General features: G+C 62.8%; 18 protein-coding genes and 1 pseudogene. 10 read left to right on the top strand and 9 right to left on the bottom strand.

The window, feature by feature from the left end; translation table 11 throughout:
- Window positions 1–13: 13 nt before the first annotated feature.
- A complete protein-coding gene (locus VMR03_RS05730) occupies window positions 14–229 on the bottom strand; it encodes a hypothetical protein (protein WP_325403141.1) in 216 nt (71 codons plus the stop codon).
- A 101-nt stretch (window positions 230–330) separates the two neighbouring features.
- On the opposite strand from VMR03_RS05730, the gene VMR03_RS05725 reads away from it, so the two are divergent.
- Window positions 331–1,128: a transglutaminase-like cysteine peptidase gene (locus tag VMR03_RS05725; RefSeq protein WP_325403139.1), complete on the top strand. Its 798-nt coding sequence runs from the start codon at window positions 331–333 to the stop codon at window positions 1,126–1,128.
- Between the two features lie 124 nt (window positions 1,129–1,252).
- Here VMR03_RS05725 and VMR03_RS05720 read toward each other — a convergent pair whose 3' ends face one another.
- Complete coding sequence (locus tag VMR03_RS05720; protein WP_325403137.1) at window positions 1,253–2,029, bottom strand: enoyl-CoA hydratase-related protein; 777 nt, start codon at window positions 2,027–2,029, stop codon at window positions 1,253–1,255.
- A 213-nt stretch (window positions 2,030–2,242) separates the two neighbouring features.
- Here VMR03_RS05720 and VMR03_RS05715 point away from each other — a divergent pair, with 213 nt between their 5' ends.
- On the top strand, window positions 2,243–2,926 hold the full coding sequence (locus tag VMR03_RS05715) for a hypothetical protein (protein ID WP_325403135.1): 684 nt from the start codon (window positions 2,243–2,245) through the stop codon (window positions 2,924–2,926).
- Between the two features lie 223 nt (window positions 2,927–3,149).
- The gene (locus VMR03_RS05710; protein WP_325403134.1) at window positions 3,150–3,575 is read left to right on the top strand and encodes a peptidylprolyl isomerase; all 426 of its coding nucleotides are present in this window, start codon (window positions 3,150–3,152) and stop codon (window positions 3,573–3,575) included.
- Window positions 3,576–3,581: 6 nt separating this feature from the next.
- On the opposite strand, the gene VMR03_RS05705 is transcribed toward VMR03_RS05710, so the two are convergent.
- The 3 genes and pseudogenes from VMR03_RS05705 to VMR03_RS18975 form a co-directional block, all read right to left on the bottom strand.
- Window positions 3,582–4,667, bottom strand: coding sequence for a hypothetical protein (locus VMR03_RS05705; protein ID WP_325403132.1), 1,086 nt, complete (start codon window positions 4,665–4,667; stop codon window positions 3,582–3,584).
- A 206-nt stretch (window positions 4,668–4,873) separates the two neighbouring features.
- Window positions 4,874–5,701: an enoyl-CoA hydratase/isomerase family protein gene (locus tag VMR03_RS05700; protein ID WP_325403130.1), complete on the bottom strand. Its 828-nt coding sequence runs from the start codon at window positions 5,699–5,701 to the stop codon at window positions 4,874–4,876.
- A 203-nt stretch (window positions 5,702–5,904) separates the two neighbouring features.
- Window positions 5,905–6,003, bottom strand: a pseudogene (locus VMR03_RS18975) (gamma carbonic anhydrase family protein); the annotation flags it as partial.
- A gap of 389 nt (window positions 6,004–6,392) precedes the next feature.
- On the opposite strand from VMR03_RS18975, the gene VMR03_RS05690 reads away from it, so the two are divergent.
- Window positions 6,393–8,354: a PhoX family phosphatase gene (locus VMR03_RS05690; RefSeq protein ID WP_325403126.1), complete on the top strand. Its 1,962-nt coding sequence runs from the start codon at window positions 6,393–6,395 to the stop codon at window positions 8,352–8,354.
- A 78-nt stretch (window positions 8,355–8,432) separates the two neighbouring features.
- Complete coding sequence (locus VMR03_RS05685; RefSeq protein ID WP_325403124.1) at window positions 8,433–9,488, top strand: hypothetical protein; 1,056 nt, start codon at window positions 8,433–8,435, stop codon at window positions 9,486–9,488.
- Between the two features lie 3 nt (window positions 9,489–9,491).
- On the opposite strand, the gene VMR03_RS05680 is transcribed toward VMR03_RS05685, so the two are convergent.
- On the bottom strand, window positions 9,492–9,803 hold the full coding sequence (locus VMR03_RS05680) for a DUF6949 family protein (protein ID WP_325403122.1): 312 nt from the start codon (window positions 9,801–9,803) through the stop codon (window positions 9,492–9,494).
- A gap of 266 nt (window positions 9,804–10,069) precedes the next feature.
- On the opposite strand from VMR03_RS05680, the gene VMR03_RS05675 reads away from it, so the two are divergent.
- Window positions 10,070–10,834, top strand: a complete 765-nt coding sequence (locus VMR03_RS05675) for a hypothetical protein (protein WP_325403120.1) — start codon at window positions 10,070–10,072, stop codon at window positions 10,832–10,834.
- A 48-nt stretch (window positions 10,835–10,882) separates the two neighbouring features.
- On the opposite strand, the gene VMR03_RS05670 is transcribed toward VMR03_RS05675, so the two are convergent.
- The gene (locus tag VMR03_RS05670) at window positions 10,883–11,095 is read right to left on the bottom strand and encodes a DUF3126 family protein (RefSeq protein WP_325403118.1); all 213 of its coding nucleotides are present in this window, start codon (window positions 11,093–11,095) and stop codon (window positions 10,883–10,885) included.
- An 89-nt stretch (window positions 11,096–11,184) separates the two neighbouring features.
- On the bottom strand, window positions 11,185–11,985 hold the full coding sequence (locus VMR03_RS05665; protein ID WP_325403116.1) for a glucose 1-dehydrogenase: 801 nt from the start codon (window positions 11,983–11,985) through the stop codon (window positions 11,185–11,187).
- Between the two features lie 122 nt (window positions 11,986–12,107).
- Between VMR03_RS05665 and VMR03_RS05660 the strand changes: the two genes are divergently transcribed.
- A complete protein-coding gene (locus tag VMR03_RS05660) occupies window positions 12,108–12,392 on the top strand; it encodes a hypothetical protein (protein WP_325403114.1) in 285 nt (94 codons plus the stop codon).
- On the top strand, window positions 12,389–13,681 hold the full coding sequence (locus tag VMR03_RS05655) for an FAD-binding oxidoreductase (RefSeq protein WP_325403112.1): 1,293 nt from the start codon (window positions 12,389–12,391) through the stop codon (window positions 13,679–13,681). Before VMR03_RS05660 ends, VMR03_RS05655 begins: the two co-directional genes overlap by 4 nt.
- A gap of 7 nt (window positions 13,682–13,688) precedes the next feature.
- On the opposite strand, the gene cysE is transcribed toward VMR03_RS05655, so the two are convergent.
- Window positions 13,689–14,525, bottom strand: a complete 837-nt coding sequence (cysE, locus tag VMR03_RS05650) for a serine O-acetyltransferase (protein ID WP_325403110.1) — start codon at window positions 14,523–14,525, stop codon at window positions 13,689–13,691.
- Between the two features lie 273 nt (window positions 14,526–14,798).
- Between cysE and VMR03_RS05645 the strand changes: the two genes are divergently transcribed.
- Entirely contained in the window at window positions 14,799–15,602 is an 804-nt protein-coding gene (locus VMR03_RS05645) for an alpha/beta hydrolase (RefSeq protein WP_325403108.1), read from the top strand.
- Window positions 15,603–15,675: 73 nt separating this feature from the next.
- On the top strand, window positions 15,676–17,214 hold the full coding sequence (locus VMR03_RS05640) for a sulfatase family protein (protein WP_325403106.1): 1,539 nt from the start codon (window positions 15,676–15,678) through the stop codon (window positions 17,212–17,214).
- The last annotated feature ends 293 nt before the right edge of the window (window positions 17,215–17,507 follow it).

Raw genomic sequence — 17,507 nt, 5'->3', positions numbered from 1 at the left:
TCTTCACCCTTTTCTAAGCCTGATTGGCGATGCCCGAAAAATTGTCGGGCATCGTCTTTTCCATTCCGGATGTCTTACGCCCGGGCGCGGCCGGCCGTTCCATCGCTCCCCGCCGCGCGGCAATCGCCTGATTCTCCTGACGAAACGATGCCGACGCCGCAGCGCTTATGCGAGAGCATCGGCCATCCGATAAAATTTGAGCAAAACTCAAATCAAAAACAATGCTCATTCGCCTAAAAACATCCGGACCAATTTAAACGGCGGCAAAGTCCTCTTTGCCACTCTGTTCGCGCGGAACAGGAAGTTCTGCATCGACAGTGGGTGGTGGACGTGAAGTGGATTTTTTCGCTCGCCCTTGCGGCGGGCACGGCCCTGTGGCTGGCGGGATGTCAGTCGACGGGCAGTTTGGGGCAACTCGGCTATGCGCTGGCAAATGACGGCGTGACGCTGGCATCGACACACATACCGACAGGCCAGCAAGTGGTGCCTCCCTACGGGTTCATCGCGTTCTGCATGCGCAATCCGTCGGAGTGCGAGGGCGGAACCGACCGGCCGGCCGACATCGCCATGACGCCGGAGCGCTGGTCGCAGCTCAATGAGGTCAACGACTACGTGAACCGTACCATTCCGCAGATCGAGGACATCGACAATTACGGTGTGGCGGAGAAGTGGGCCTATCCAGATGAGCGCGGCGGCGATTGCGAGGATCTCGCACTGCTGAAGCGCAAGATGCTGATCGAACGCGGTTGGCCGGCAAGCAATCTGCTCATCACAGTCGTCCGCGAGTGGAACGGCGACGGTCATGCCATTCTGGTCGTCCGCTCCGATAAGGGCGACCATGTGCTCGACAACAAGAACTGGGCAATCGTCGCCTGGAAAGACGCGCCCTATACCTGGGTGAAGCAGCAGTCACCTAAGAGGCCTTATATCTGGGTCAATCTAGACCAGTCGAGCTTCCGGGTAGCGTCGAACGAAATCATACCACCGCTGAACGCGCCGGTACCTTTCCTTGAAGCCGCCGCCCGCGCAAAGGCGAAGACAGCGGCACCGCTGCGGCCGAGCCTCGCCGGAGAGGCGATGCCGGCGAACCACGCGTCGGCACCGACCGCAGCCCTCGCTGCGAACTAGAACACACACGCGGCGCCTGCCGCGCTCCTACCCCCGAGACCGGGCTCTCCCCCACAGACCCGGTCCTGTCGAGGCCGGTCCTGTCGCTCCCCACGCGGCAGGGCCGGTATTCGACATAAGGATCCTACTTTCCCTTCCAGACGGGCTTGCGCTTCTCCGCGAAGGCACGTGGCCCCTCAATCAGATCTTCGCTGTGGAAGAGTGCCGCGACGGCGGGATATTTGCCCGTGACGGCCTTTTCGAGATTGGCCTCGTTCAGGCCCTGATAAACGGATTCCTTCGAGGCGCGGATCGACATCGGCGAGCATTCCATGATCAGCCCGGCCCAGCGCTTGGCCGCCGTCAGGAGTTCGGCCTGAGGAACGACTTCGTTGACGAAGCCAAGCTCCTTGCCTTCCTTCGCCGGCACCTGGCGGCCGGTAAGGATCATGCCCATGGCCTGCTTCGTACCGATCTGCCGCGGCAGACGATGAAGACCGCCGGCAAGAGCGGCAAGACCGACCTTCGGTTCCGGGAGGGCGAAGACCGCGTTCTCGGAGGCGACGATCAGATCGCAGGCGAGCGCGATTTCAAAGCCGCCACCCATGGCGACGCCGTTCACCGCCGCGATGACGGGCTTGTTTAAATCATAGCGCGAGGTGAGCCCGGCGAAGCCCGACGGCGGCACCTCGATCTTGTTGCCTTCCGCCTGATAGCGCAGATCGTTGCCGGCGCTGAAGGCCCGCTCGCCCGCGCCCGTGATGATCGCGACCCAAAGTTCCGGATCAGCCGCGAAATCGTCGAAAATCTTCGCCAGCTCGAAGTTCGCCGGTGGATGCAACGCGTTCATCCGTTCCGGACGATTGATGGTGACGACAAGAAGATGTCCGTCCCGTTCGGCTTTGCAATGTTCCGTGGCCATGCGTTCCCCTTGATGCGATGCGGATGCGTGATCCGCCATTTCTGAGCTTTGTTGGAACGAAATCTGCCCGCTCGGCCATGTCGGGGCAAGCATTGCGAAGTTGACGCAGCGGGAGCGAGCGAGTCTTATTGAGAAAATTGGCAGCGCGGCTGCCGAATACGTCGAATCGGCGTTATTCTCCCGGGAACTTCCATCGACGGTATCGAAGAGGCCATGGCCCCATCCGACGCATATCCCAACACCGCCAGAGGCTCCGACGCCGAAGCCTCGCGCTGGTTGCTGAAATATGGCGATCGCATCTATGGGCCTTACACCCTTGAGGCGATGAGGGGCTATATCGCGGAGGGGCGCGTGATCGCCCAAAGTGTCGTCGCGCCGGAAGGCACGCTTCCCGGTGCCGACGCATGGCGCAATGCCTCGCACTATCCGGATTTTGCCGGTTTCTTCGGAGCGACGCAGTCCGAGCCAGCGATCGAAACGCCGACGCCAGTAGCGGCGCCCGCGCCACAACCAATGCCACGTCAGAGGGAACCGGAGGCGGAAGCCGACGACCGGACGCAGGGCCGCTCGGCCTATGGCTCCGCCAAGGGGCAGACAGACCGGCGACGACAGCCGGAGACCGCGAATTTTCTCGTCATCATGGATATCAAGGCGCGCTATGCGGGCGCGCTGGAACAGGCGATCATGTCGCTTGGGCCAGCCTACAAGCTCGCACCGAATGTCTGGTGCGTGAACACGAACGGTACGGCGACGGGCCTTCTCAACGATCTCAGCATCCATATCGGCAAGACGGACAGCATGTTCATCGTCGATGCGACGCGCGATCGCACCGCATGGCTCAATCTCGGGCCAGAAACCGACGCCAAGCTCCGTCGCGTCTGGCGTCGTCCCTTCTGACCTCATTCAGACACGCAAGTCCGCTCGTTGTCTCACGCGTATAATCCGCAAAAGCGAAGCGCGATTGCACGGGTGACGGCGCGGGGTCGTCGATGCTAAGTTCGGTCGACGGCCAGCAGGGTCTTCAGGGGAATCCTCTGAAGGCCTTTTCCGTTTCTATAAACAGCGGCAACGAAACGGCGGACCTGACGGAGCGCCGTTCGCACGCAGAAAGGCAAGACCCGTGGCAGCAGAAACAGGCGATACGGTGAGGGTTCACTACACAGGTACGCTCAGCGACGGTTCTGTCTTCGACACGAGCGTCGAAAGCGACCCCATCGAATTCACGCTCGGCAGTGCCGCCGTCATTCCCGGTTTCGAAAGCGCCGTGATCGGCATGCAGGTCGGCGACCGCAAGACCTTCACTATTCCGAGCGAGGAAGCCTATGGCCAGCGCGATCCGCGCCTCGTGCAGGATGTGCCGCGTTCCGAATTGCCGCCGGAGCTTGCGCTCTTTCTCGGTATGCGGCTGACCGCAAGCGGCGGCGACGGGCGGGAAATTCCGCTGGTGGTGACCGAACTCACCGACACCTCGGTGCAGCTCGACGCCAATCATCCGCTGGCGGGCCAGGACCTCACCTTCGCGATCGAACTCGTCGCGGTGGACTGACGCATGTCAGCGGCGCGGGTCCGGCAAAGGCAGCCGGATACCGTGCCGGCGCGCCGCGACGAAAGCCTTCAACGCGGCGGCACCCAGTTTTCCCGATGGCGTTTTCGCGGCCGATGTTTCCGGCGCGTCGACGATCGCGGCGCGGAGAGGCACGTCCTGCATTTGCACTTTCGATCCGCGGGTAGCTGGATAAGGTATCATCGCGCCCGCTGCGGCTTCGTCGGTTGATGGCTGGTCGGGCGTCTGCTCAACCGACGCCGACAAAGGCAGTCCCGCCAGCTCCCGCATGATCGAGGAAGCGTCGCGCCAATTGACGATCAGCGGCGCACCGAGTGCGCTTACATCGGCGCATTTGGATGGCGACGACTGGCCGCGGTCGCAGACGATCGTCTCGCGCACGATCTCGAACTGAAACCGCGCACGGCGGATGAATTCGGGAAAGAGCCCCTTCTTCTGCGCGGCTTCGACGAGCGGTAGAAAGCTTTCGCAGTTCGTCTGCTGACGGTCCAGCAATTCGGCAAGCGTGTCGCCGGCAACGACGGCACCGGCCGCGGACGCCGCGCAGACCCGCCAGAGCAGATCGGCGGAGGCATGGTCGTAAAGCTGGATCAGGCCGCGATCCCGCTCTCCCAACGTCGCATAGATGCGCGCGACGTCGCGTGGATCCCATTGACGATATTCGTCGATGAAGCGCAGCACGTCGATTTTCTCGTTCGCCTGCGGCGCGGCGAGAAACTTGGTCTTCGCCGATACGGCAACACCTTCGGCAACAAAGGAATAGTCGTGCGCCTCTATGACATTCGGACCGCCGTCGGCCTTGAGCGGGATGAAGAGGAACTGGACGCCGAGCGGGCGCTCCTCAAGGCGGAAGAAAGCGGTGCTGTCGGCCGCCGATCCGGCCCGCAGCGTTCCTTGCGCACCCTTCGCATTGCGCTCGCCGTTGAGCGCGTAGCTCTGCCCCCCAGGCAGGCTGAGCCGCCCGACGACGCGGCCGCCCACCTCCTGCAGATTGAGCGTCATGCCGGCGGCAGTGGCGATGCCGTTGAAATTGCCGCTGAAGCCGGCAGCGTGCGCGGCTGCGGCTGGGATCAAGAGTAGGACGAGAAGAATTGCAGCCGCGATATGCGTTTTTTTGAAGCCCTCCCCCCTTGAGGGGGAGGGTTGGGAGGGGGGTAGGCCGCGGAAAAGAGTCCTTCGCAGAAGCCCCCCCGCCCGATTGGCTGCGCCAATCGACCTCCCCCTCAAGGGGGGAGGTAAACTCGGATGGATGCCCTGCCCCACTTTTGCCCTTTAGCTCTCTATCTTCCCACGAAATTCGGTTGCCGCTTCTCCATGAAGGCGGTCATGCCCTCCTTCACGTCTTCCGTCCGCATCAGAGGCAGAAGCTGCAGATAGACATGATGCACATGTTCCGGGAAAGGTTCGTTAAGGCCCATGCGCATCATGCGTTTTGCGGCCTGCACCGCGAGCGGCGCATTGGCGGCGATTTCCTTCGCCAGCGCCCGGGCGCGCGGCATCAACTCCTCGTCCGGCACAACTTCCGAAGCAAGGCCCCATTCGACGCTTTCCTCGGCGGACAATGTGCGCCCCGTGAAAATGAGCTTCGCGGCCTTTTCCCAGCCGATCAGGCGCGGCAGGAACCACGTGCCGCCCGATTCCGGCACCAGGCCGCGCTTGCAGAAGGCGGCGGCGAGCTTCGCCGACTTCGCCATGATGCGCATGTCGCAGCCGAGCGCGGTATCCATGCCGTAGCCTGCCGCGCCGCCATTGAGCGCGCAGATGGTCGGCTTCTCCATCTCGTGCAGCACCGTCGGCGGCGTGTTGCGCAGATCAAGGGAGGTCGAGACAATGCTGCCGCTCAGAATGCCCGTCCCGCCACCGCCGCCTCCCGTCATGGCCCGCAGGTCGAGGCCGGCGCAGAAGGCGCGACCCGCACCCGTCAGGATGACGACGCGCACATTCTTGTCGGCATTGGCTTCGAGCAGCCGCGCCGTCAACTGGTCCAGCATCGGGCCCGAGATCGTGTTCATGCGCTCCGGCGCGTTGAGCGTGATCGTCGCGATATGTTCCAAGACGTCGTAAAGCACTTCCTGCGGGGCTGCCGTCTTCTCTTGAGCTTTGCTCATGATGTTCTCCCTGGTGTTTTCTTGTTCCTTCAGCCGACGAGCGTCAGCTCGCGCGCATAGCGTTTCCAGTTCTCGACATAATGATCGGAGGAGAGGCGCAACGCCGCGCCCTGCTCTTCCGTCAATGTCCGCACGACCTTGCCCGGCGCGCCGAGCACCATCGAATAGTCGGGAATGTCCTTGCCTTCCGGGATCAGCGTGTTCGCGCCGATGAGGCAGCATTTTCCGATCCTGGTGCCGTTCATCACGATACTGCCGATGCCGACGAGACTGCCTTCGCCGATCGTGCAGCCATGCAACATGACCATGTGGCCGATCGTGACGTTGGGGCCGATGGTGAGCGGCGAACCCGGGTCGGTGTGCAGCACCGAGCCGTCTTGCACATTCGAATTCTCGCCGATGCTGATGAGTTCGTTATCGCCGCGGATGACGGCGTTGAACCAGACGCTCGCATTGCGAGCGAGCTTCACATTGCCCATGACCTGCGCATTCGGCGCGACCCAATATTCGCCCTGCGGCGGAAGGATGGGCTGCGTACCGCCCAGCGCATAGATAGCCATTCGTCTTGTCCTCGAATATGGGATGCCGTTTAGGCGAATATGGCACGGCTCGTCGCCGGAGACGAGCCGCGCCGTCACAAAGCTGCAATGCACGCACCCTAGGTATTGCTGACAAGCCAGAGGGGACAATCATGACGCAGCGGAAGTCTTTCGAGACCGAAATCGAGGCCGTGGACGACACGGCCGTGCCGCGCGACATGGCGCCGTCGCTCGGCGACCTCTGGTCGCGGCGGACGATCCTGAAGGGTCTCGGTGCGGCGGGTCTCTTCGCCACGACATCGACGAGCCTCGTCGCGCTCGGCGCCTGCGACAAGCCGGCCGCCAGGGGCTTCAACTTCAAGGAGCTCGCGCGCGGTGTCGACCAGACGCATCATGTCGCCGAGGGCTACGACGCCGACATCCTGATCCGCTGGGGCGATGCGGTGCTCGTGGACGCCCCCGCCTTCGATCCCCAGAACCAGACGGCCGACGGGCAGCGGCGACAGTTCGGCTACAACAACGACTATGTCGGCTTCGTGCCCCTGCCCTACGGGTCCGGCGCGAGCGACCATGGCCTCCTCTGCGTCAATCACGAATACACCAACGCCGACTTGATGTTTCCGGACCTGACCGACGCGATGGCCGCCAGCGCGGAGCAGGTTGACGTGCTGATGGCTGCCCATGGCGGCACGATCGTCGAGATCGGGCGCGACGCGGGCGGCAAATGGAGACCGGTCCCCGGCGGCGCGTATAATCGCCGCATAACCGCACTCGACACGGAAATCGAGATCGCCGGCCCGGCAGCCGGCCACGACCGCCTCAGGACCGCCGCCGACCCCAAAGGCAAGCGTGTCATCGGCACCGTCAACAATTGCGCCGGCGGCGTGACGCCCTGGGGCACCTATCTGATGGCCGAGGAGAATGTGAACATCTATTTCGCGGGCACGCTGCCGGACGGCCACCCGGAAGAGGCGAATTACAAGCGCATGGGCATTCCCGGCGACAAGATGGGCTGGGCGCGGTTCCACGACCGTTTCGACATCGGCAAGGAGCCGAATGAAGCCAATCGCTTCGGCTGGGTGGTCGAGGTCGATCCTCTCGACCCGGCGGCAGCGCCCCGCAAGCACACCGCTCTCGGCCGCTTCAAGCATGAAGGCTGCGAGAATGCCGCGACGAAGGACGGCCGCCTCGCGATCTATATGGGCGACGATCAGCAGTTCGAATATCTCTATAAATTTGTCAGCGCCGCGAAATTCGACACCAAGGATCGCGCCGCCAATCGCGGTCTCCTCGACGAGGGCACGCTTTATGTCGCCCGCTTCGAGCAGGACGGAACCGGGATATGGCGTCCGCTCGTCCATGGACAGAACGGTCTCGATGCATCGCATGGCTTCGCCTCACAGGCCGATGTTCTGATCGAGGCGCGGCGTGCCGCTGACATTCTGGGTGCGACGCCGCTCGACCGACCGGAGGACGTGCAGCCGGATCCGCTGACACAGAGAATCTATGTCGCCCTCACCAACAACGCGAAACGTACGGCGGACAAAGTCGACAGCGTCAATTCGCGCGCGAAGAATCTCTGGGGACAGATTGTCGAGATCGCGCCGGAGGACGGCGACCACGGTTCGGAACGTTTCTCCTGGACGCTCCTCGTCGCCTGCGGCGACCCGGCGAAGCCCGATGTGAAAGCCCAATGGAACGAGGCGACGACCGGGGACGGCTGGTTTGCCTGCCCGGACAATCTCGCGGTCGATGGCAAGGGAAGGCTCTGGGTCGCGACCGATCAGGGCGAGAAATGGAGCGAAACCTCGGGCGCCGCCGATGGCATCTTCGCGCTGCAAACCGATGGCAATGGACGCGGCACCGCGCGACGCTTCTTTCGTGTGCCGGTCGGCGCCGAGATGTGCGGGCCCTGCTTTACACCAGATTCGACGACGCTCTTCGTCGCCGTCCAGCATCCGGCCGCCGACGGCACGGAGGATTTCGAAGGTTTCAGACGTGCCTCGACCTTCAACGATCCCGCGACACGCTGGCCCGATTTCGCGGCCGACATGCCACCCCGCCCCTCCGTCCTCGCGATCCGCGAAAAGAAGGGCGGTCTGATCGGCGGATGAGGTCGCTGCGAGGTTGCGCATATGCATCCGATGCCGCAAGCTGAAGTCAGCACCGTCGGCACCCGGAGATTTCACCGTATGAGGATATTCCTGGACATTCTGATTTTCATCCTGGTCGTCCCCATCCTCTTCATTCTGGCCTTTCAATATGGTCTTCTCGATGGCTATGTGTCGGAGGACGCCATCCCCGCCGACCCCTTTATTCGAGCCGAACTTGCGCAGCGGACCAGCGGCTCCGACCTCAGCCAGCGCATCGACCGGGCGCTCGACGCGGGCAATTACGATGACGCCATCATGTATTCGGACATTGCCGACTACATGGAGGTCACGATCGAACCCGGCACAGCGTCGCGCCTCGCCCACGAAAAGACGCTTGGCCGCGCGATCATGCGCAACACAGGCGGGTTCTTCGAGGGCTTCGTCTCCGGCGAAGGTAGCGACACAGCCTCCTTCATGGGCGCCATCACCTCCGATCTCACCGTGGTCGGCGACGTACGCGACATAGGTTCGGAGGGAACGAAACTCATCAACGGCGAGGATTATTCGCAGCTCGTCCTCGGCCTCTCCGTCGTCGGCCTCGCGGCAACGACCGCGACCATCGCCACCGGCGGCGGTGCACTGCCGGCGAAGATCGGCGTATCGCTCCTCAAGGTGGCGAAGAAAGCCGGCACGCTGACCGTGCGTTTCACGCGCGACATGACGCGGCTCGTCGGCGAGGCGGTCAATTTCGAAAAGCTCAGAGGCACGCTCAAAACCGTCAATCTCGCCGATACGTCGGCGACGCGCCACGCGGTCGCCGATTACGCGAATGGCGTTTCGATGGCAAAGCTCACGCCTGTCTTCGGTGACATTGCGGCACTCGAAAAGAGCGTAGGGCCGGCGGAGTCTGTGCGGCTGATGAAATATGTGGAGAGCGGTGACGATCTCGCTCACCTCTCAAAAATGGGCGGCAAGCTTGGTACAAAAACGCGCGGCATCGTCGAACTGACGGGAAAGACCAGCCTTCGTGCCTTCAAGACGGTCGCCAACCTGATCCTGTGGGCCGCCGGTTGGGCCTGGGCCTTCATCGCGGCGATCGGTGCCGCCTTCATCGGCTCGCTGGGCAGCAGACTGAGACGCAGGCGGGCGGCCTGAGGTTCAGGCCGCGAGCAGGAAGCTCAATAGAAAGACGCCGGAAAGAAAGCTCCAGATCATCGCGATCGCCGCCGAGAGCAGCAGCCATACCGGCGGTCTGTTCTCGAAGACCTGGGCCCTTAACGCGTTGCGGAGGATGACGTTCGGCCCGGCGAAGATCAGCGTCAGCACCCCCACGAACTGTCCAACGGTCGATTCCGACCAAACCTGAAAACTCGGTGGCTTGCTCGTGACGAGACGATAGATGCTGCCCACGAGGCCCGCCGCCACGAAGCCCGTCGAAACCGAAAAGAAAAACGCCAACCATTCAGACATGTCTTACCCAAACCCCTGCCGCACATTGCGGGTGCCCCGCTTTCTCGGCTCCTGTCCGCAAGCCGCATACCAGCCGCACCGGATTGCGGAGCGTTTAAAAAACTCCTTTATTTTCAGTGAGTTAGAAAAAGTCTCGTAAAGTCGGCCGGTCACGGCGTGCCGGATTGCGTCGTCGGCCCGTTTCAGGGCGAGACAGTCATTGTCCGTTAGAGCGGCGTCGCTACTATGTCGCCAGAGTCAGGGCGCATGTTTCGGGGGACGATGGAGTGGCGCGGCAGAAGCAATCGGGCGGGGAACTCGTTCACGAACGTCCGGCCTGGATTCTACCGGTTCTCGTCATTCTCGCTGTACTGAGTTTCTCCGGGGCCTTCCTCTACTACTACTTCGGTCCGACGCCCGGCGAGATTCTCGGCCACGATCCGAAGGCCAGCGCCGCGACACGGCGCGTCGAGGCCGTGATCGGCGGTACGCGCTTTCTCATTCCCGAAAATTATACGCGCTATCCCTCGCAACGCAGCGGCGGCGCGCAGCCTGAAGTCGCGATGCACGCGTTGCTGCCCGACTTCGCGCCTTACGTGCCGGAACGACAGGCGGAATTCACCGACAACACGCCGGAGGCAACGGTCACCTTCTTCACCCTGCGAGAGTCGGCCGCGATGCTACCGGCCGAACGGCGGCTAAAGGAGGTCTATTCGAAATACCTCGCCTCCACGCCGCCCGAAAAATTGCGGAACGGGCTCGAGAAATTCGGCTTCAGGGCGGACTCCGGCTACAAGGATCAGGATTTGCTGGTCGGCACCGATACCGACGGCAGGCTCGTCCTCATCACGTGCCAACGGACGACGCCGCTCATCGTCAGTCCGAACTGCACGCGCAGCCTCTTGCTGACGCAGAACCTCGCGCTCACCTATCGCTACAAGCGCGCGCATCTCGATCAATGGCAGCGGATCGACGAGTTGCTCATCCGGCTCGTCACCTCATTCGAGGCTCCCGGATTGCCGAGCGATCTCGAAGGCACGATCGCGGATTGAGGGTCGGGGTCCCTTCGAGACGGATCTCGAAGGGCGAGGCCGGACAGCTCACTCCGGCAGATCGATATCCAGGATCGCCATCTGGAAGGCATAGGAGACTTCGCCGTCTTCCTCGTCCTTGAAGATCACGCCGATGAATTCCTCGCCGATATTCACTTCGCAGGAATCGTCCTTCTGCGGCCGCTTCGTGACCGTGATCGAAGGCAGGCGGAACTTCTCGCGCAGATAGGCTTCGATGCGCTTGATTTCGGTCTTGTCCAAATCCGTCTCCAATCGTCAGTCGCGCGGGCCCGCTTGCCCTCGCATGAACGAGGTTTTAGCGGCTTGCGGGCCCAGGCGCAAACCATCCTTCAACGGGCAGTGTAACCGCCATCGACGACGAGTTCCGTCCCCGTGGTGAAGGAAGATTCGTCGGACGCGAGGAAAAGAATGGTATTGGCGATTTCCTCGGCGGCGCCGAGCCGGCCGATCGGATGCAGCATGGTCAGGAGCTCCACGACTTCGTTACCGCTTTGCGCGAGACCCGGCATGCCCCGGTCGACGACGGCGCGCACCATCGGCGTGTCGATATAGCCCGGATGCACCGAATTGACGCGAATGCGGTAGCCGGCCGCGGCGCATTCGAGCGCGACCGCCTTGGTGAGCAGACGGACGCCGCCTTTCGCCGCCACATAGTCGGCGGCGTTCGCCGATCCGACCAGCCCGAGGATCGACGACAGATTGATGATCGACCCCGAGCCGCCCTTTGCTGTCGTCTTCTTGATGGTGCGTATACCGTGTTTGCAGCCGAGAAAGACGCTGTCGAGATCGACGGCGATGGTGTGACGCCAATCTTCGAGCGTCTTGTCCTCGATGGGTCCGCCTTCGGGTGCGATGCCGGCATTGTTGACGAGGATGTGAAGCCCGCCATAGCGGTCCTCGGCGAGCTTCGTCACACGTTCCCACTGGCTCTCGTCGACCACGTCATGGCGTGCGAAGACGGCTTCGCCGCCCATCCGCTGAATTTCGGCCGCGAGTGCCTCGCCTGCGGTTTCGTCGAGATCGGAGCAGATGACCTTCGCCCCTTCCCGCGCCAGCGCCTTCGCGCTTGCCGCGCCAATACCCTTGGCCGCGCCCGTCACGATCGCGACCTTGCCTTCGACCCGTCCCATCCGTCTCTCCCGTTGCAAGTTTTTGTTTTGCGGCATTCTGGCGTTTTCCCGGTCTTCCGCAAAGGAGGAAAGAGACGCCGCGCCGTGCTATAGAGCTTCAAACAACCCTTACAGGAAACGTCATGGCCGTCGCCTATCTGCTTCGCTACAAGACCTCGAAACCCGGAGACATTCTGACGCAGCTCCGCGCCTACAAGGAGCGCGAGCTCGACCGTTCGCCACCCGCCGGGCTACGGCATGCGCGCCTTCTCACCGGCAGCGACGGCAAGACGGTCGCCTTCTACAGCGAGTGGGACGACGCGGACGGGCTTGAGGAGATGCGCGATTCCGTACCGTGGGAAGCCTGCTTCGACATCAACGACGTTCATGCCGACGCGCATGAGGAAATCGTTTTCGACATCGATTGAGCATTCTCATGCCGCAAGGCCATCCTGAATCCTACTACCTCGCGACAGCGAAAGGCCTCGTCGCCCATCCCGCCCTCCGCGGCGACGAAACCGCCGATGTCTGCATTGTCGGCGCGGGGTATACGGGCCTCTCCGCGGCGCTCCATCTCGCCGAACGCGGCTACAGCGTCGCGGTTCTGGAGGCCGAACGCGTCGGCTGGGGTGCCTCGGGTCGCAATGGCGGCCAGCTCGGCACGACGCATCGCAAGGACCAGCAGACGCTCGAAGAGATGCTCGGCCGCGAATGGGCGCATCGCCTCTGGTCGCTCGCCATCGATGGACTGGCGACGGTCAAGAACCTCATCGCCGATCACAAGATCGATTGCGAGTTGAAGCCCGGCATCCTCCACGCCGCCTGGAAGGAGCGCGAAGCGCCGGAGATGCGCGCCGAGGTCGAGCACATGGCGCGGGAATACGGCGTCACGACGCTGCGCTATGTGCCGCGCGACGAGATCCACGAGATGGTGGCGACGACGCGCTATCATGGCGGCATTCTCGACCTGGGCGCCGCGCATCTTCATCCGCTCAACTACTGCCTCGGTTTGGCGCGGGCGGCCGCGGCAAAGGGCGTACGGATATTCGAGAATTCCCGTGTGCTCGACATTGCCAGGACCGATCCGGCCCGCGTCGCAACGGCCAAGGGCTCCGTCACCGCGCGGCATGTCGTCATCGCCTGCAATGGCTATCTCGGGAAGCTCGAGCCCCGTATCGCGGGCCGCATCATGCCGGTCAACAATTTCATCCTCGCCACCGAACCGCTCGGCGAGGCCGCCGCGCGCGCGCTCATCCGCGACGATGTCGGCGTGCAGGATACGAAGTTCGTTATCGACTACTACCGGCTCTCCGCCGATCATCGACTCCTCTTCGGTGGCGGCGAGAATTATTCGGGCCGGTTACCACGCGATCTCGCTGCCTTCGTGCGAAAGCCGATGCTGCGCGTCTTCCCGCAACTGAAGGATGTGCAGATCGATTATGCCTGGAGCGGCACACTCGCCATCACCATGCCGCGCATCCCGGATTTCGGCCGCCTCGCGCCGAACGTTTTCTATGCGCAGGGCTATTCGGGCCAGGGCATCAACATCGCGACGCTCGCCGGCAAGCTCCTGGCGGAAGCCGTCGCGGGACAAGCCGAACGTTTCGACTGGATGGCCGACATCAAGGTGCCGATCTTCCCCGGCGGCACATTGTTGCGCTATCCGGGGCTACTGGCCGGCGTGCTCTGGTATACGCTGAAGGACCGGTTGCCGTAAGGCGGAGTTACTCCGCCCCGCCCTTCTCTTCGCCGATGATGTGATCCATCTCGTGGCTCGGCTTGTCGCAGCCCGCGCAACCGACGATCTTGGCCGGGACGCCGACAGCCGTGCAATGGGCCGGAACGTCGTGCAGCACGACGCTGCCCGCGCCGATGCGGCTATATTCGCCGATGACGATGTTGCCGAGCACCTTGGCGCCGACGCTGATGAGGACGCCGCGGCGGACCTTCGGGTGGCGGTCGCCGGTTTCCTTGCCGGTGCCGCCCAGCGTCACGCCGTGGAGCATCGAGACGTCGTCGTCGACCACCGCCGTTTCGCCGATGACGATGCCGGTCGCATGGTCGATGAAGACGCCGCGGCCGATCTTCGCCGCCGGGTGGATATCGACCGCGAAGAGGTCCGAAATCCGGTTCTGCAGATAGAGCGCCATGGCGCGGCGGCCCTTCATCCAGAGCCAATGCGCGATGCGATGCGTCTGCAGCGCGTGGTAGCCCTTGAAGAACAGAAGCGGCTGGACATAGGAATGGCATGCCGGATCGCGGTCGTAATAGGCGACGATATCGGCCCGTGCCGCATCGCCGATATCCGGCGCGTCGGCCAGCGCCTCGTCGAAAATCTCGCGAAGCTGCATCGCCCGGATTTCCGTGTTCCCGAGCTTCTGCGCGAGGTGATAGGCGAGCGAGGCGTTGAACTGACGATGGTTCAGAACCGTCGCATAGAGAAAGCTCGCCAGCGCGGGCTCGCTCTGGGCCATTTCCTGCGCTTCCGACCGGATGCGCTCCCATACGGGATCGCAGACGGCCAGAGCTTCCGCATAATTGCGTTCCACCGGCTTCGACATGCAGGTGCTCCTTCCTCGATCCCATGGCCCCTCAGGGCCAGCCAATTCCACAAACTCGGGCCGACAAACTAGCATATGGAGCGGTTAAGGGATAGTTCAACAAGAGAACTAACAGCGTCCCGCTGCCCCCTGCCGAGACCGGCTTCCCACCGGTCTCCCCGGCCAGCATCCCGCTGGCCCACCCCGGCGAAGCGACCATGCGTCCCGCAAGTCTCTCCGCTCCAAGTGATATGGTCTGAGTCGTTCGGAATATAAGTGGGGATATCTTTTATTATGCCTTTCGCGAAAGTCGGCGATCTCGACGTTTACTATGAGCGCCAGGGCCAGGGCCCGCGCCTCCTGTTCATTTCCGGCACGGCCAGCGACCTCCGCATGAAGCCCAATATTTTCGACGGGCCGTTGCCGAAACATTTCGACGTGCTGGCTTATGACCAGCGCGGCCTCGGTCGGACGTCGAAACCCGACCGTCCCTATTCCATGGCCGATTACGGGGAAGATGCCGCCGGGCTGATGCAGGCCGTCGGCTGGGGCTCGGCTCTCGTCATCGGCGTTTCCTTCGGCGGCATGGTCGCACAGGAACTTGCCATCAACCATCCCCACATGGTCGAAGGCCTCGTGCTCGCCTGCACCTCGCCCGGCGGTGCGGGCGGCGCCTCCTTCCCCTTCCACGAAATCGAGCATCTGAAGGGCGAAGCGCGGGCGCGCCACATGATCCCGATTTCCGATACGCGGTACGACGCCGCCTGGGCCGAGGCGCATCCCGAACAGTACGAGGCGATGGTCGCCTTCGCCTCGAACGATCCCTATGCGGATGAACCTGGCATGGCCATGGGTCGCCACCGTCAACTCGAGGCGCGTGCGAAACACGACACCTGGGACCGGCTCGGGCAGATTCATTGCCCCACGCTCATCTGCGCCGGCCGCCATGACGGCATCGCGCTTCCCGCGACGCAGGAGAAAATGGCGGGCCGCATCAGGGGCTCCGAACTGCGCTTCTTCGAGGGCGGACACATGTTCATGATTCAGGATCGCGAGGCCTTCCCCGCGATGATCCATTTCCTCAAGGGCGAGGAATAGAACGGTCTGGCGCGTTCCCTCCCGATGCTTTAATGATAAACATTAATATAGAAGGCATCGCGGGAGGACGCTTATGGGCCGGAAAATCCTTTTCATCACCACCGACCAGATGCGTTTCGACGCCATCGGCGCGAATGGGCAGAAGGTCGCCCGTACGCCGGCGATCGACGCGCTGGCGACGAACGGCATCAACTACACCCGCGCGCATAACCAGAACGTGGTCTGCATGCCGGCGCGCTCGACCATGATTACCGGACAATATGTGTCCACGCACGGCGTCTGGATGAACGGCGTGCCGCTTCCCGCCGACGCACCGAGCGTCGCGCAATACCTCCATGAAAAAGCCGGTTACCGCACCGCGCTGATCGGCAAGGCGCATTTCGAGCCCTTTCTCGATCTCGAACTGAAATTCTACGAAAATCGTATGGCGCGCGTCGGCGAGTACGGCCCGCATCGCGGCTTCGAACACATGGAGATGGCGACGCATTCGCCGCTGATCCTCCACTACAATGAGTGGCTGAAAAAGACCGACCCGGACGCGATCGGAAAGTTCTACCGCAACCTCAACGACAAGTTTCAGGTCAATGCCGAAGGCGGCGGCGAGACCGGCGGTTGCCAGCTTCATTACAACGACATCGCGCGCGAGCATTACCACACCGACTGGGTGGCGGACCGGACCATCGCCTGGCTCGACGGACTCCAATCCGACGACGACTGGTTCTGCTGGGTCTCCTTCCCCGATCCGCATCACCCATGGGATCCGCCGAAGTCGGAACTCGGCCGGCATCCGTGGCGCGAAACGCCGATGCCGGAATTCTATCCAGGCTCGAAGGAAAAGATCGAAGCGATCCTGGCCGGCAAACCGCGCCATTGGATGGAATGGTATACGGGCGAGCGCGTCACCAATTACGAAGCGCCGCCGGACTTCCGCGCGAAGGACATGACCGCCGATCAGGTGCGCGAGATCAACGCCTTCACCCATGTCGAGAACGAGTTGATCGACGAGGCGGTGGCGAAGATCATGGCGACGATCGAAAAGCGCGGCTGGGGCGACGATGTCGATGTCATCTTCACGACCGACCACGGCGAGTTTCAGGGCGAATTCGGCCTGCTCTTCAAGGGCCCCTATCACGTCGATGCGCTGATGCGTCTTCCCTTCATCTGGAGACCAGCGAAATCGGCGAAGGTCGCGCCGACGAGCGTCAAGGCACCCGTCGGGCAGATCGACCTCGCACCGACCTTCTGCGAAATCGCGGGACTGCCGGTCGCCGAATGGATGCAGGGAAAGCCGCTCCCCCAATCCGATGCGGACGCCGCCCGCCAGAAGCGCGAACGTGTCTTCACCGAATGGGACTGCACCCATGTCGATGGGACGACCGTAGGGCTCCGTACCATCTATCGCGACGGCTACACGATCACGGCGTATCTCCCCGGCACGCTTTACGACGGCACCGAGGGCGAGCTCTATGACCACGGGAACGATCCGCAGCAATGGCGGAACCTATGGAACGATCCGGCCTACAAGACGATCAAATCCGATCTCCTTGCCGATCTGAAGGACAATCTCCCGCCGGTCCACGAACCCCGCATGGAATGCGTCGCGCCGGTTTGAGATCAAAATCTGTCACCCCGGCCTTGTGCCGGGGCCCAGGGGCCAATGGCTCAGTGCTAGCCGCCCCTGGGTCCCGGCATGCGCCGGGATGACACTTGGGGTCGGGTTGGGCAGAATGCGCCACCTTCAAATCCGCAAGGAGCCCCCATGCCCTCCCCCACGCCTCGCATGATCGCCGAGAAAGACGGCGCGATCGGCTGGATGATCTTCAACAATCCGGAGCGGTTGAACGCCGTCAGCCTCGACATGTGGGAGGCGGTGCCGAAAATCATTGCCGAATTCGAGGCCGATCC

The sequence above is a fragment of the Parvibaculum sp. genome (genome assembly GCF_035511255.1).
GTDB lineage: Bacteria > Pseudomonadota > Alphaproteobacteria > Parvibaculales > Parvibaculaceae > Parvibaculum.
Note: the sequence above shows the minus strand (reverse complement) of the source record. Positions and strands in the feature narration are given on the sequence as shown.

What these genes read in the sequence shown, in the direction of transcription:
- VMR03_RS05640 (WP_325403106.1), top strand. Translation starts at nt 15,676, where the DNA reads ATGGGCCGGAAAATCCTTTTCATCACCACCGACCAGATGCGTTTCGAC.
- VMR03_RS05665 (WP_325403116.1), bottom strand. Translation starts at nt 11,985, where the DNA reads ATGGGACGGGTCGAAGGCAAGGTCGCGATCGTGACGGGCGCGGCCAAG.
- VMR03_RS05690 (WP_325403126.1), top strand. Translation starts at nt 6,393, where the DNA reads ATGACGCAGCGGAAGTCTTTCGAGACCGAAATCGAGGCCGTGGACGAC.
- VMR03_RS05645 (WP_325403108.1), top strand. Translation starts at nt 14,799, where the DNA reads ATGCCTTTCGCGAAAGTCGGCGATCTCGACGTTTACTATGAGCGCCAG.
- VMR03_RS05720 (WP_325403137.1), bottom strand. Translation starts at nt 2,029, where the DNA reads ATGGCCACGGAACATTGCAAAGCCGAACGGGACGGACATCTTCTTGTC.
- VMR03_RS05660 (WP_325403114.1), top strand. Translation starts at nt 12,108, where the DNA reads ATGGCCGTCGCCTATCTGCTTCGCTACAAGACCTCGAAACCCGGAGAC.
- VMR03_RS05730 (WP_325403141.1), bottom strand. Translation starts at nt 229, where the DNA reads ATGAGCATTGTTTTTGATTTGAGTTTTGCTCAAATTTTATCGGATGGC.
- VMR03_RS05680 (WP_325403122.1), bottom strand. Translation starts at nt 9,803, where the DNA reads ATGTCTGAATGGTTGGCGTTTTTCTTTTCGGTTTCGACGGGCTTCGTG.
- VMR03_RS05700 (WP_325403130.1), bottom strand. Translation starts at nt 5,701, where the DNA reads ATGAGCAAAGCTCAAGAGAAGACGGCAGCCCCGCAGGAAGTGCTTTAC.
- VMR03_RS05715 (WP_325403135.1), top strand. Translation starts at nt 2,243, where the DNA reads ATGGCCCCATCCGACGCATATCCCAACACCGCCAGAGGCTCCGACGCC.
- VMR03_RS05685 (WP_325403124.1), top strand. Translation starts at nt 8,433, where the DNA reads ATGAGGATATTCCTGGACATTCTGATTTTCATCCTGGTCGTCCCCATC.
- cysE (WP_325403110.1), bottom strand. Translation starts at nt 14,525, where the DNA reads ATGTCGAAGCCGGTGGAACGCAATTATGCGGAAGCTCTGGCCGTCTGC.